The sequence below is a fragment of the Pseudomonas sp. JQ36 genome (assembly GCF_053851495.1).
This window is the reverse complement of the sequence record NZ_CM132642.1, coordinates 3,365,721-3,378,592: the sequence shown is the minus strand read 5'-3', so window position 1 is coordinate 3,378,592 and position 12,872 is coordinate 3,365,721. Positions and strand designations below refer to the sequence as shown.

Annotated in this window: 15 protein-coding genes and 1 tRNA gene; 14 read left to right on the top strand and 2 right to left on the bottom strand. The window is 57.3% G+C overall.

Annotated features, from left to right (window positions below; all coding sequences use genetic code 11):
• The first annotated feature begins 24 nt into the window (after positions 1–24).
• The 14 genes from ruvA to nadA all read left to right on the top strand — a co-directional run bounded on the left by ruvA (position 25) and on the right by nadA (position 11,578).
• On the top strand, positions 25–633 hold the full coding sequence (ruvA, locus tag ACS4NR_RS15200) for a Holliday junction branch migration protein RuvA (RefSeq protein ID WP_003227522.1): 609 nt from the start codon (positions 25–27) through the stop codon (positions 631–633).
• Positions 634–1,695, top strand: coding sequence for a Holliday junction branch migration DNA helicase RuvB (gene ruvB / locus ACS4NR_RS15195; RefSeq protein ID WP_007962024.1), 1,062 nt, complete (start codon positions 634–636; stop codon positions 1,693–1,695). It abuts the gene before it with no gap.
• A gap of 127 nt (positions 1,696–1,822) precedes the next feature.
• Entirely contained in the window at positions 1,823–2,290 is a 468-nt protein-coding gene (gene ybgC / locus ACS4NR_RS15190) for a tol-pal system-associated acyl-CoA thioesterase (protein ID WP_027612533.1), read from the top strand.
• On the top strand, positions 2,280–2,975 hold the full coding sequence (gene tolQ, locus ACS4NR_RS15185; protein ID WP_007912733.1) for a protein TolQ: 696 nt from the start codon (positions 2,280–2,282) through the stop codon (positions 2,973–2,975). Before ybgC ends, tolQ begins: the two co-directional genes overlap by 11 nt.
• A 23-nt stretch (positions 2,976–2,998) precedes the next feature.
• Positions 2,999–3,451, top strand: coding sequence for a protein TolR (tolR, locus tag ACS4NR_RS15180; RefSeq protein WP_161794900.1), 453 nt, complete (start codon positions 2,999–3,001; stop codon positions 3,449–3,451).
• A complete protein-coding gene (gene tolA / locus ACS4NR_RS15175; protein WP_443534194.1) occupies positions 3,451–4,527 on the top strand; it encodes a cell envelope integrity protein TolA in 1,077 nt (358 codons plus the stop codon). Before tolR ends, tolA begins: the two co-directional genes overlap by 1 nt.
• A 17-nt stretch (positions 4,528–4,544) precedes the next feature.
• A complete protein-coding gene (gene tolB, locus ACS4NR_RS15170; RefSeq protein ID WP_164747834.1) occupies positions 4,545–5,825 on the top strand; it encodes a Tol-Pal system beta propeller repeat protein TolB in 1,281 nt (426 codons plus the stop codon).
• A gap of 52 nt (positions 5,826–5,877) precedes the next feature.
• Positions 5,878–6,375, top strand: a complete 498-nt coding sequence (gene pal, locus ACS4NR_RS15165) for a peptidoglycan-associated lipoprotein Pal (protein ID WP_003178634.1) — start codon at positions 5,878–5,880, stop codon at positions 6,373–6,375.
• Positions 6,376–6,381: 6 nt separating this feature from the next.
• Positions 6,382–7,215, top strand: coding sequence for a tol-pal system protein YbgF (gene ybgF / locus ACS4NR_RS15160; protein ID WP_456017790.1), 834 nt, complete (start codon positions 6,382–6,384; stop codon positions 7,213–7,215).
• Positions 7,216–7,381: 166 nt separating this feature from the next.
• The gene (gene queE / locus ACS4NR_RS15155) at positions 7,382–8,029 is read left to right on the top strand and encodes a 7-carboxy-7-deazaguanine synthase QueE (RefSeq protein ID WP_003227504.1); all 648 of its coding nucleotides are present in this window, start codon (positions 7,382–7,384) and stop codon (positions 8,027–8,029) included.
• 1 nt (position 8,030) lies between these two features.
• Positions 8,031–8,723 carry a 7-cyano-7-deazaguanine synthase QueC gene (gene queC / locus ACS4NR_RS15150; protein ID WP_095137036.1) on the top strand — a complete coding sequence of 231 codons (693 nt, stop codon included), beginning with the start codon at positions 8,031–8,033 and terminating at the stop codon, positions 8,721–8,723.
• 62 nt (positions 8,724–8,785) lie between these two features.
• Positions 8,786–8,861, top strand: a tRNA-Lys gene (locus tag ACS4NR_RS15145).
• A gap of 420 nt (positions 8,862–9,281) precedes the next feature.
• On the top strand, positions 9,282–10,253 hold the full coding sequence (locus tag ACS4NR_RS15140; protein ID WP_166496459.1) for a hypothetical protein: 972 nt from the start codon (positions 9,282–9,284) through the stop codon (positions 10,251–10,253).
• A 266-nt stretch (positions 10,254–10,519) separates the two neighbouring features.
• Entirely contained in the window at positions 10,520–11,578 is a 1,059-nt protein-coding gene (gene nadA, locus ACS4NR_RS15135) for a quinolinate synthase NadA (RefSeq protein WP_003227499.1), read from the top strand.
• A 134-nt stretch (positions 11,579–11,712) separates the two neighbouring features.
• On the opposite strand, the gene ACS4NR_RS15130 is transcribed toward nadA, so the two are convergent.
• Both ACS4NR_RS15130 and ACS4NR_RS15125 read right to left on the bottom strand, forming a co-directional pair.
• Positions 11,713–12,201, bottom strand: a complete 489-nt coding sequence (locus ACS4NR_RS15130; protein WP_456017789.1) for an RDD family protein — start codon at positions 12,199–12,201, stop codon at positions 11,713–11,715.
• Between the two features lie 97 nt (positions 12,202–12,298).
• On the bottom strand, positions 12,299–12,511 hold the full coding sequence (locus ACS4NR_RS15125; RefSeq protein WP_003175786.1) for a cold-shock protein: 213 nt from the start codon (positions 12,509–12,511) through the stop codon (positions 12,299–12,301).
• Positions 12,512–12,872 lie beyond the last annotated feature (361 nt).

Sequence of the window (12,872 nt, the reverse complement as noted above, 5' to 3'; positions counted from 1 at the left end):
GGCCAACGCTCAAGGATCTGAAACGTGATTGGACGCTTGCGCGGCACCCTGGCTGAGAAACAGCCTCCGCACCTGATTCTGGATGTAAACGGCCTCGGGTATGAGCTGGAAGTGCCCATGACCACCCTTTATCGCTTGCCGTCGGTCGGTGAACCGCTGACGCTGCACACCCATTTGGTCGTACGCGAAGACGCGCAGTTACTCTATGGCTTCGCCGGCAAGCGTGAGCGAGACTTTTTTCGTGAGTTGATCCGTCTCAATGGTGTCGGGCCGAAACTGGCCTTGGCCTTGATGTCGAGCCTGGAAGTCGATGAACTGATTCGCTGCGTGCAATCCCAGGACACCTCGGCGCTGACCAAGGTCCCGGGGGTCGGCAAGAAAACCGCTGAGCGCCTGCTGGTTGAACTGAAGGATCGCTTCAAGGCCTGGGAAACCTCGCCGGCCATGTTCGCCCTGGTGCCGAATCAGCCGGACGGCCCGGCGCCGGTCAACACCGCTGAAAACGATGCGGTCAGCGCGCTGATTTCCCTGGGCTACAAGCCGCAGGAAGCGAGCAAGGCGATTACCGCCATCAAGGACAAGAATTTGAGCAGTGAAGACCTGATCCGCCGCGCCCTGAAGGGAATGATTTAAGTGATTGAAGCTGATCGTCTGATCGCCGCCGCGCACAGCCCGCGCGAGCGCGAAGAAGTCCAGGATCGGGCCATTCGCCCGGTCAGTCTGGCCGACTATATTGGCCAGCCGACCGTGCGCGAGCAGATGGAACTGTTCATCCAGGCGGCGCGTGGCCGCAGTGAATCCCTCGACCACACGCTGATCTTCGGCCCGCCGGGCCTGGGTAAAACGACGCTGGCCAACATCATTGCCCAGGAAATGGGTGTGTCGATCAAGAGCACGTCGGGCCCGGTGCTTGAGCGTCCGGGAGATCTGGCGGCACTGCTGACCAATCTTGAGCCGCACGATGTGTTGTTCATCGACGAAATCCATCGTCTGTCGCCCATCGTTGAAGAAGTGCTGTATCCGGCGATGGAAGATTTCCAGCTCGATATCATGATCGGCGAAGGGCCGGCGGCGCGCTCGATCAAGCTTGATCTGCCACCGTTCACCCTCGTTGGCGCCACGACCCGTGCCGGCATGCTGACCAACCCGTTGCGTGACCGCTTCGGTATCGTCCAGCGTCTTGAGTTCTACAGCACGGCGGATCTGGCGACGATTGTCAGTCGGTCTGCGGCTATTCTCGGTCTGCCACTGGATCCGGAGGGTTCTTTCGAAATCGCTCGTCGTGCCCGTGGTACGCCGCGAATCGCCAACCGCCTGCTGCGTCGGGTGCGCGATTTTGCCGAAGTGCGCGCCAAGGGCCATATCACCAAGTCGGTGGCCGATCTGGCGTTGAACCTGCTGGACGTCGACGAGCACGGGTTCGATCATCAGGATCGGCGTCTGCTGCTGACCATGATCGAGAAGTTCGATGGCGGCCCGGTGGGTATCGACAGTCTGGCGGCGGCGATCAGTGAAGAGCGCCACACCATCGAAGACGTGCTGGAGCCGTACCTGATTCAACAGGGTTACATCATGCGCACGCCACGGGGCAGGGTGGTGACGCGGCATGCGTACCTGCATTTCGGTTTAAACATTCCGTCACGAATGGGTGAAATGCCCGTGGCAGACGAGTTTCTCGATGCCGTGGACGATTGATACACATTTTTTGGCGATTTATTCAGCGTTTGTACTGTCACAGGACGGTACTTTTGCGGTAAAGCCTTAAACACTGAAAAAACAGTTGCCTGGCCGGATTGGCAACCCGAGGAGTAAGCACTAGAGTATGCGCGCGCAAAACGGGCTTGAGCCGTTCGCACATCGTTGTCGCGTTTATTACGAGGACACCGATGCGGGCGGCATCGTGTATTACGTTAATTACCTCAAGTTTATGGAACGGGCTCGAACCGAGCGGCTCCGGACGCTGGGCTTTGCCCAGTCGGAACTGGCCGGGGAGGACCTGTTGTTTGTCGTGCATTCCAGCGAAGCGCGTTACCACGCGCCGGCGCGACTGGACGACGAACTGCTGGTAAGCGCTGATGTAATCGAATTGAACCGTGCCAGCCTGCGCTTCAAACAGCAGGTCAGGCGGGCTACGGATAATGTGCTGCTCTGTGAAGGGCAGTTTCTGGTGGCCTGCGTGCGCACCGACAGTTTGAAACCCCGGGCCATGCCCGAATCCTTGCGTGCGGCCTTTGCCGACGCGGGCGGCACGGGTACACACTCAAAGCAGGAGATAAAGCGTGGAAGCTAACGTCGTCGACCATTCCTCCATGTGGAGCCTGGTCAGCAATGCCAGCATCGTGGTGCAGTTGGTAATGTTGACTCTGGTGGCCGCATCGGTGACCTCATGGATCATGATCTTTCAGCGCAGCAATCTGCTGCGTGCTGGTCGACGCGCCCTGGAGAGCTTCGAAGAGCGCTTCTGGTCGGGTATCGATCTGTCCAAGCTGTACCGTCAGGCCGGCAGCAACCCGGATCCGGATTCGGGCGTAGAGCAGATCTTCCGTGCCGGTTTCAAGGAATTCTCCCGTCTGCGTCAGCAGCCAGGTGTTGACCCGGAAGCGGTGATGGAAGGTGTGGCCCGTGCCATGCGCGTTGCCATCTCCCGCGAGGAAGAGAAGCTGGAGCAGAGCCTGCCGTTTCTCGCTACCGTTGGTTCGGTCAGCCCGTACATCGGTCTGTTCGGTACCGTGTGGGGCATCATGAACTCCTTCCGCGGTCTGGCCAGCGCCCAGCAGGCGACGTTGGCCACCGTGGCCCCGGGTATCGCTGAAGCCCTGATCGCCACCGCGATCGGCCTGTTCGCCGCGATCCCGGCCGTTATCGCTTACAACCGTTTCTCTGCCCGCAGCGAAACCTTGCTGAGCCGCTACTACACCTTCGCCGATGAGTTCCAGGCGATCCTGCACCGCAAAGTGCACACCAGCGAAGAATAAGCAGGTATTTCCCGATGGCTTTAATCGCTCGAGCCCGAAACAAGCGCAAGCCGGTCGCCGAGATGAACGTGGTGCCATACATCGACGTGATGCTGGTGCTGCTGGTTATCTTCATGGTGACCGCGCCGATGCTCAATCAGGGCGTGAAAGTGGATCTGCCCAAGGTTTCCAGCGAAGCCTTGCCGCAGGACAACAACACTCAGGTGCTGACCATTTCGATCAAGGCTGACAAGACCTACTACTGGAACCTTGGCAGCGAAGTCGATACAGAAAAGCAGCAGGACAGGGCAATGACGCTGCCGCAGATGACTGACGCGGTGACCAAGATCATTCGCGCCGGCACCGAAGGCGGCAAGCGTACCCAGGTCTTTATCCGTGGCGACAAGTCGGTCGACTACGGTGCCGTCATGGGTGCCATGGGCGGGTTGCAGAAAGCCGGGGTCGGTAATGTTGGTTTGATTACCGAGGCCCCCTGATGCAGCAACAGCGAGAGCCGTCCGCCTCGGAAAGCTACTTCTGGCCCAGTGTTCTGGCGATTGTCCTGCACGTGCTGGTGTTTGGCATGCTGTTCGTCAGTTTCGCCTTCACACCCGAGTTGCCGCCGGCCAAGCCGATTGTCCAGGCGACCCTTTACCAGCTGAAATCGAAAAGTCAGGCAACCACCCAGACCAATCAGAAGATTGCGGGTGAGGCGAAGAAATCCGCCGCGCGCCAGACCGAAGTCGAGCAGATGGAACAGAAAAAGGTCGAGCAGGAAGCGGTGAAGGCTGCGGAACAAAAGAAAGAAGAAGCGGCTCAAAAGGCCGAGGAAGCCAAGAAGGCCGACGAGGCGAAGAAAGCGGACGAGGCGAAAAAGGCTGATGAAGCCAAGAAAGCCGACGATGCGAAGAAAGCCGAGGCCAAGAAGGCAGAAGAGAAACAATTGGCTGATATAGCCAAGAAGAAAGCCGAAGAAGAAGCCAAGAAGGCGGCTGAAGAAGAGGCCAAGAAAGCGGCCGCTGAAGAAGCCAAGAAGAAGATCGTCGAAGACGCGAAGAAGAAAGCCGCCGAAGACGCCAAGAAAAAAGCTGAAGCTGAAGAGGCGAAGAAGAAAGTCGCCGACGAAGCGAAGAAGAAAGCTGCTGCCGATGCTGCGAAGAAGAAATCGCAGGAAGCGGCACGTAAGTCCGCCGAAGAGAAAAAGGCTCAGGCCCTGGCAGATTTGCTTTCCGATACGCCACAGCGTGAGCAGGCCATGGCCGATGAACAGGGTGACGAAGTCGCGGGCAGTTTCGATGACCTGATTCGTGCGCGAGCAGCTGAAGGTTGGGCACGTCCTCCTTCAGCACGCAAAGGCATGACGGTCGTGCTGCAAATCGGCATGTTGCCGGACGGTACGGTGACTTCGGTCAGCGTGGCCAAGTCCAGTGGCGATGGTCCGTTCGATGCGTCGGCAGTCGCGGCAGTGAAGAATATTGGACGTTTGACAGAAATGCAGGGAATGAAGCCGAGCGATTTCGCTCCGTATCGTTCATTCAAGATGACATTCACACCTGAGGATCTAGCCTTGTGAGAAACCTTCTTCGAGGAATGCTGGTCGTGATCTGCTGCATGGCAGGGATCGCGATGGCTGATGAAAAGAACATTCTGGTCACCAGCGGCAGCGATCGGGCCACCCCGATCGCCGTCGTACCGTTCGGCATGCAGGGCGGTGCCGTGCTGCCGGACGACATGGCTGAAATCATTGGTAACGATTTGCGGAACTCGGGCTACTACTCGCCGATTCCAAAGCAAAACATGATCAGCCAGCCAAGCCAGCCGAGCGAAATCATCTTCCGTGACTGGAAGGCGGTGGGTGCTCAATACATGATGGTCGGCAGCATTGCTCCAGCAGGCGGTCGTCTGCAGGTGCAGTGGGCACTGTTCAACGTGGCCACCGAGCAGAAAGTGGCTGACGGCAGTGTTTCCGGTACCACCGAGCAACTGCGTGACATGGCGCACTTCATCTCTGACCAGTCGTTCGAAAAACTCACCGGTATCAAAGGTGCGTTTTCGACCCGTCTGCTGTACGTGACCGCGGAGCGTTTCTCCGAGAAGAACACTCGCTACACCCTGCAGCGTTCGGACTACGACGGTGCCCGTGCCGTGACTCTGCTGCAATCGCGCGAGCCGATCCTGTCGCCGCGTTTCGCACCGGATGGCAAGCGCATCGCCTACGTGTCGTTCGAGCAGAAGCGTCCACGGATCTTCATGCAGAACATCGACACCGGTCGCCGTGAGCAGATCACCAACTTCGAAGGCCTGAATGGCGCGCCAGCCTGGTCGCCGGATGGCAATCGCCTGGCTTTCGTACTGTCGAAAGACGGCAACCCGGACATCTATGTGATGAACCTGGGTTCGCGTCAGATCACTCGTGTGACTGCAGGTCCTGGCATCAACACCGAACCGTACTGGGGCAAGGATGGCTCGACCATCTACTTCACCTCGGACCGTGGCGGCAAGCCGCAGATCTACAAAACCAGCGCCAGCGGCGGTGGTGCAGAGCGTGTGACCTTCATTGGCAACTACAACGCCAACCCGAAGCTTTCGGCTGATGAAAAGACGCTGGTGATGATCCATCGCCAGGACGGATTCACCAATTTCAAGGTGGCGGCCCAGGATTTGCAGCGAGGTAGTGTAAAGATCCTCACTGATAGCACTCTGGACGAGTCACCTACTGTTGCGCCCAACGGCACCATGGTAATCTACGCCACCCGCCAGCAGGGCCGGGGAGTCTTGATGCTCGTGTCCATTAATGGACGCGTGAGGCTCCCGCTTCCTACCGCACAAGGCGAAGTCAGAGAACCGTCCTGGTCCCCTTACCTGAACTGACGCGGCGCTTTACGTTTTACTTAACACACTGGGGTTCATTAGGAGTTTCACGATGGAAATGCTGAAGTTTGGTAAATTTGCTGCGCTGGCTCTGGCCATGGCTGTAGCTGTAGGTTGCTCGTCCAAAGGCGGCGACAACGCCGGTGAAGGCGCTGTTGATCCAAACGCTGGTTACGGCGCAAACACTGGTGCCGTTGACGGTTCCCTGAGCGAAGAAGCTGCTCTGCGCGCAATCACCACCTTCTACTTCGAATACGACAGCTCGGACCTGAAGCCAGAAGCCATGCGCGCTCTGGACGTTCACGCCAAAGACCTGAAAGCAAACGGCGCTCGCGTTGTTCTGGAAGGCAACACCGACGAACGTGGTACTCGTGAGTACAACATGGCACTGGGCGAGCGTCGTGCGAAAGCCGTTCAGCGCTACCTGGTACTGCAAGGTGTTTCCCCAGCTCAGCTGGAACTGGTTTCCTACGGCGAAGAGCGTCCAGTTGCTACCGGCAACGACGAGCAGTCCTGGGCTCAAAACCGTCGCGTCGAACTGCGTAAGTAATTCGATATGCGAACGTGCCGTCGTGCTGTAACTGTCCTGGCTCTCAGTCTCGCACCGCTTGCGGTGTGGGCTGCGGTTCCTGTGGTCGATGACAACTCCGGTTATAACAATAGCGGGAGCAGTTATCCGCCTGCGGGTTACGGTACGAACGGCGCCTATGCCGGGGGAGCGGCTTCGGCCCCTGCCTCGGCACAGGGCATGCTGTTCAACCAACTGCAACAGATGCAGGATCAGATATCGCGCCAGCAAGGCGTGATCGAAGAACTGCAGAATCAGGTTGCGCGCATGAAACAGGAATCCCTGGAGCGATACCAGGATCTTGATCGGCGCATAGGATCCGGCGTTGCACCTGCCGCGACTCCTGAGAATTCTTCTGCCGGTGGCGACGCAAGTGCGGCTGCCGGTGCTGCCGCTGGCGCCGGGGCTGCCGCCCAGGCACCTGCTGCAAGTAGCGAACCGGGTGATCCGGCCAAGGAAAAGCTGTATTACGATGCGGCTTTCGACCTGATCAAAGCCAAGGATTTCGACAAGGCCAGCCAGGCTTTTGCGGCATTCCTGCGCAAGTACCCGAACAGCCAATACGCTGGCAATGCCCAGTACTGGTTGGGCGAAGTGAACCTGGCCAAGGGCGATCTGCAAGGTGCAGGTCAGGCTTTTGCCAAGGTATCGCAGCTCTATCCCAAGCACGCCAAAGTGCCGGATTCGCTGTACAAGCTGGCTGATGTAGAGCGCCGCCTCGGTCACACCGACAAGGTCAAAGGCATTCTGCAACAGGTGGTTTCCCAATACCCGGGGACCTCCGCTGCTCAGTTGGCCCAACGCGATCTGCAACGCATGTAAGTGTGTTTGACCCGTTTGGAAGAAACCCGCGCTTGTCGCGGGTTTTTTCGTTAGAATTCACGCCCTTTTTCTGAAACACGCTTCTGGTGATCTACGCGTTGGCGGGGTTGCCGGAAGTGCCTGACGGAGGCGGACAGCCTGTTTAGCTGTTACGCCCGTGGCGACTATGCAAGACACATTGAGAATTACCGAAGTTTTCTACTCGTTGCAGGGGGAAACGCGGACTGCCGGGCTGCCCACGGTTTTTGTGCGCCTGACCGGTTGCCCATTGCGTTGCCAATACTGCGACAGCGCCTATGCGTTCAGCGGCGGCACGATCCGCACCCTCGACGACATCCTTGAGCAAGTGGCCGGATATCGTCCGCGCTATGTGTGCGTCACCGGCGGTGAGCCGCTGGCACAGCCCAATGCGATCCCTTTACTCAAGCAGTTGTGTGATGCCGGCTACGAAGTGTCACTGGAAACCAGTGGTGCACTCGATATCTCGGCGGTAGATTCGCGCGTCAGTCGCGTAGTCGACTTGAAGACGCCGGACTCCAAGGAGGCCCACCGCAACCGCTACGAAAATATCGAACTGTTGACGCCCAACGATCAGGTGAAGTTTGTCATCTGCTCGCGGGACGACTATGACTGGGCGGTCTCGAAGCTGATCCAGTACGGTCTTGATCGACGTGCGGGTGAAGTGCTGTTTTCCCCAAGTCATCATGACCTCAATGCCAGGGATCTGGCGGACTGGGTGGTGGCAGACAACCTGCCGGTGCGGTTGCAATTGCAGCTGCATAAATATCTATGGAATGACGAGCCGGGGCGCTGATATGACTGAACAACTGAACACCAACGAAAAGCGTGCAGTGATTTTGCTGTCGGGCGGTCTGGATTCGGCCACGGTCGTGGCGATGGCCCGGGCTGAAGGTTACGCCTGCTACACCATGAGTTTCGATTACGGTCAGCGCTCCCACGCAGAGCTGCATGCCGCAGCGCGCGTCGCCCGCGATCTGGGTGTGGTCGAGCACAAAGTGATCGGCCTGAACCTGAATGGCATGGGCGGTTCGGCGTTGACCGATACCAGCATCGATATCCCGGAAGAGCTGGGCGAGGGCATCCCGGTGACCTATGTGCCGGCACGCAACACCGTGTTTCTGTCGCTGGCACTGGGCTGGGCGGAAGTGCTCGGCGCCCGTGACATCTTTATCGGTGTCAACGCGGTGGACTATTCCGGTTACCCGGATTGCCGTCCGGAGTTCATCGAGTCGTTCGAGCGCATGGCCAACCTGGCGACCAAGGCGGGCGTGGAAGGCACCGGTTTCCGCATCCAGGCGCCGCTGCAGAACCTGAGCAAGGCGCAGATCGTCCAGGCGGGCGTGAAGCTGGGCGTGGATTACGGCCTGACCGTTTCCTGCTATCAGGCCGACGATGAAGGCCGCGCGTGCGGCAAATGCGACAGCTGCCGCCTGCGTGCAGAAGGCTTTGCGGCCGCTGGTGTGGACGACCCAACACCTTATTTTTGATTTTTTTCAAAAAGGTGTTGAATAGTCCTTAAAAATCAGTATTATACGCGCCACCACACAGCGGGTCGTTAGCTCAGTTGGTAGAGCAGTTGGCTTTTAACCAATTGGTCGTAGGTTCGAATCCCACACGACCCACCATATTTGGCGGTTTAGAAAATCCGGAAGGCCCACGAAAGTGAGGATTTCCGGGTTTTTTTTTGTCCGTGAATATAGCTGCGCTTTTGTTCTTGATAGAACGCAAGACATGCTTCTCGAATGCCGGCCTTCTGTCGCTGGTGTCACAGTCAAATTGCACCCCCCTCCTGATCAGCCTCTACTTCCAGCCTTGGCCAATGAATTCATCGCCCGTGATTTGCGGTTATTGACGTTATTGAAAAACGTTATGAAAACCTGTCAGGTCTTACAGGTGCCAAAAAAATTTTTGTGCGATATGCAGCGTGACCGTTGGGCGGGATACCCGTTGTAATCGTTCGACGGTGGAAGAGGGCGCGGCTAGGGTCAGATGGCGCAATGATGCTATCGCTGTGATGGCGCCATTGCCCCCACTCGGAGGCCGTGATGAATAAACCAATGCTGGTTCTGCTGCTGGGCGCGTTGACGCTCGGTGGATGCGGTACACATTTTCCTTCAGTTCAATATGAAAAAGTAACGGCAAAAACGCCGCCGGATCTTGAAGGTCTGGTGAAGTTCAACCTGCCCAAAACCATACTCAAGCTCGATCGCGATAAAGATAAAAAATGGGTGCTGGAGGCGATTCCTGGTGAGTCTGAAGGCAACCTTTTCCAGATTCACCAAGACGATCCCTGGTTGATCAAGACATCGTTCAAATGGGTCAAGCGAGAAAACACCAACCTGTTGCAATCAGTCGGTACGGAGGTCGAGGACAATCGCATCAAAACCATTCAGGCCGTGGGTGGCGCCCTGGCGAGCATCGCCTCTGTGCTTTTGACACAAACGATAGATCTGGATGATGAGGGCAGCCCGGTGCCACCCGCCAAGGCAAAGGTTGCATTGCCATTGGCTATCGACACTGAGCCCTTTTTGACCGCTTATACCAAGGGGGATTTGCCAGACACGGCTGATAACGGCAGCTCCGATGCTGCGGGCAAGGTCGGGTTCACGCTGTCATTCGGTCCCTTGCCGCCCGCCACGATCTCTCTGAAGGATTACCTGAGCGCGACCCAAGGCAAATCCCAGCACGCCATTTTTATCCCTGCCTGCAGGAGCGCAAAAATCAGGTTCACCGATACAGCTAGTGAACTATATGGTCTGGAGTTCGTCACCACGGTTGCAGATCCCAATTATGTTCAGGTCATTGGTCTGCCCAACAAAGGCACGGTGAATTTCCATTCGGTCTGCGGTGCCAATGTGTTGGCGGAGAAGGCGGACATCAGCACCGGATCCGAGCTGGTCAATGCCTCTTTGGCTCAAGCCAAATCGTTGAGCGAGACATGGACTACAGCGAGAAAAAAGGCCGAAGATGCGCGCAAAGCAAAAGACGCGGAGGAAGCAGCCCGTGGCGTAAAGTAATCATCGATAGCCCATGAGGCGCGAAAATTGGCGATCAACCCTCATCAATGCTTTTCGTGACGGCAGCGCTGTTTGGACGGCGCTGCTTCCCCATGCATGACGCAGGTCAGAATCATCTTTTGTATCAACGGGATATTCTGTAGCCTTGCGCATCTTCAATGCTGTCCTTGCCTGATAATACTCACTTTCCCGGCGGTACCCTCAAGTGGTCCGGAGCCGGGTGTATACTCGACTTTCGCGCGAAAGCGCCTGCAGGTCTTGCGAACATGACGCAGATTTCCGAACGCCTTCTGGTTCAAGCCCACCTCGATGCCAAACAGCCCAAACCGCTGACTGCCGAGGAAGAGGCCTACTACCGTTCCGCCATTGCCGCCGAGCTCAAGGCTCAGGACGCGGTGCTGGTTGCCCACTTCTATTGCGATCCGGTGATTCAGGCATTGGCCGAAGAAACCGGCGGCTGTGTGTCCGACTCCCTCGAAATGGCGCGCTTCGGCAACGCTCACCCGGCCAAGACCGTGGTGGTCGCCGGCGTGAAGTTCATGGGCGAGACCGCGAAGATCCTCAACCCGGAAAAACGCGTGCTGATGCCGACCCTGGACGCGACCTGCTCGCTGGACCTCGGTTGCCCGGTGGACGAGTTCTCGGCGTTCTGCGATCAGCACCCGGAGCGCACGGTGGTGGTGTACGCCAACACCTCGGCAGCGGTCAAAGCCCGCGCTGACTGGGTGGTGACGTCGAGCTGCGCGCTGGAGATCGTCGAAAGCCTGATGGACAACGGCGAGACCATCATCTGGGGCCCGGACAAGCACCTGGGCACCTACATCCAGCGCAAGACCGGTGCCGATATGCTGCTGTGGGACGGTGCCTGCATCGTTCACGAAGAGTTCAAATCCAAGCAGCTCGAAGACATGAAAGCGCTGTACCCGGACGCCGCGATTCTGGTGCACCCGGAGTCGCCGACCTCGGTGATCGAACTGGCAGACGCCGTCGGTTCCACCAGTCAGTTGATCGCTGCTGCGCAAAGCCTGCCGAACAAGACCCTGATCGTCGCCACCGACCGTGGCATCTTCTACAAGATGCAGCAGCTGTGCCCGGACAAGGTCTTCATCGAGGCGCCAACCGCCGGTAACGGCGCGGCGTGCCGCAGTTGCGCACATTGCCCGTGGATGGCCATGAACACCCTTGAGCGCACGCTCAAGAGCCTTAAGGAAGGGACGAACGAGATCTTTGTTGATCCGGCGCTGATTCCGCAGGCGATTCGCCCGTTGAAGCGCATGCTGGACTTTACCCAGGCGGCGCGGATGAAGCTGGCGGGTAACGCCTAAGTTTCAAAGGCATGACACAAAACTGTAGGAGTGAGCCTGCTCGCGATAGCGGTGTATCAGTCGACTTAAACATTGACTGACACCCAGCTATCGCGAGCAGGCTCACTCCTACAGTGGTTTTCGGTGTCTGGAAATTATTTGGTCTTCTTCGGAATCCGCACCACGCGGGTATCGGAATAGATGTCGTGCCAGGTGCGCTTCTGCTTGTCGTACAGCGACCAGAGGAATCCTAGCCCTGCGCACAGCCATGAAGCGATCGATACCATGAAGCGCAGCAGCGCCTGCCACAGGCTGATCGCGCTGCCGTCGGCGTTCTGCACGCGAATCCCCCATACCTGCATGCCCAGTGTCTGTCCGCCGTGGGTCCAGAACTTGGCGAAGAATGCGAACAGCACCACCAGCAATACCGTGGAGTACAGCGGATCGCCATCCATTTTCCCGGCATCGGTCAGCACGCGCAGGCGTTCTTCACCGATGATCGTTGCCTGGATCAACTTGTAGATGAACCCGGTGACGATCAGCAGGGCGGTGCACAACAGGAAGTCATAGAACATCGCCGCCAGACGCCGGCCGAGGCCAACAGCAGGAAAGTCGCCCTGGGGAGTGAGCAGGTTTTTCGACATGGCAGCCTCTGGACGCAAAATGAAATGCCATTTTACGGATTGGCGCGCACAAAAAAGCCCCTGATATCAATATCAGGGGCTTTTTCGTTACAGAAGATTAGGCTTCTGCTTGTACTTCATCAGCCTGCATGCCTTTCTGGCCTTGCACAGCAACGAAGGTCACTTTCTGGCCTTCTTTCAGGCTCTTGAAGCCGTTGCCCTGAATAGCGCGGAAATGCACGAACAGATCCGGACCGCTTTCTGGAGTGATAAAACCAAAACCTTTCTCGTCGTTAAACCACTTGACGGTACCGCTCTGACGTTGGGACATTTCTTATTTCCTTTGACGCATAAATTGATGACAGCCTCTTTCTCATGAAAGAGTACTGGGGCTGGTTGCAGGAGAGTAAGAAGACGTCGAGCGGGATGTAGCTAACTTGTAGGCTACTGCCCAGGTCACGATTCCAAGCTGACCCATGCAAACACAGTGGACAAACTCTACGCCAACTACGGGAGAAAAAACAAGCCCCGCGAAGGCCCCGGTTTTCCTGCCCCTGCTGGCAGTTAGTCAGTCTGCTAGTGCGGCATGGATGAATAGCTTGTTCAAAAGTTTTCGAACGTTATAAGCAAAGTTCATAATCGAATCAGATGTTAGAAAATGCACTTTTTTGTGGCGATTGCGTTACACATTA

Coding starts and splice junctions, on each gene's coding strand:
- ybgC (WP_027612533.1), top strand. CDS start 1,823: ATGCGCGCGCAAAACGGGCTTGAGCCGTTCGCACATCGTTGTCGCGTT.
- tolA (WP_443534194.1), top strand. CDS start 3,451: ATGCAGCAACAGCGAGAGCCGTCCGCCTCGGAAAGCTACTTCTGGCCC.
- tolB (WP_164747834.1), top strand. CDS start 4,545: ATGCTGGTCGTGATCTGCTGCATGGCAGGGATCGCGATGGCTGATGAA.
- pal (WP_003178634.1), top strand. CDS start 5,878: ATGGAAATGCTGAAGTTTGGTAAATTTGCTGCGCTGGCTCTGGCCATG.
- ybgF (WP_456017790.1), top strand. CDS start 6,382: ATGCGAACGTGCCGTCGTGCTGTAACTGTCCTGGCTCTCAGTCTCGCA.
- queE (WP_003227504.1), top strand. CDS start 7,382: ATGCAAGACACATTGAGAATTACCGAAGTTTTCTACTCGTTGCAGGGG.
- queC (WP_095137036.1), top strand. CDS start 8,031: ATGACTGAACAACTGAACACCAACGAAAAGCGTGCAGTGATTTTGCTG.
- ACS4NR_RS15140 (WP_166496459.1), top strand. CDS start 9,282: ATGAATAAACCAATGCTGGTTCTGCTGCTGGGCGCGTTGACGCTCGGT.
- nadA (WP_003227499.1), top strand. CDS start 10,520: ATGACGCAGATTTCCGAACGCCTTCTGGTTCAAGCCCACCTCGATGCC.
- ACS4NR_RS15130 (WP_456017789.1), bottom strand. CDS start 12,201: ATGTCGAAAAACCTGCTCACTCCCCAGGGCGACTTTCCTGCTGTTGGC.
- ACS4NR_RS15125 (WP_003175786.1), bottom strand. CDS start 12,511: ATGTCCCAACGTCAGAGCGGTACCGTCAAGTGGTTTAACGACGAGAAA.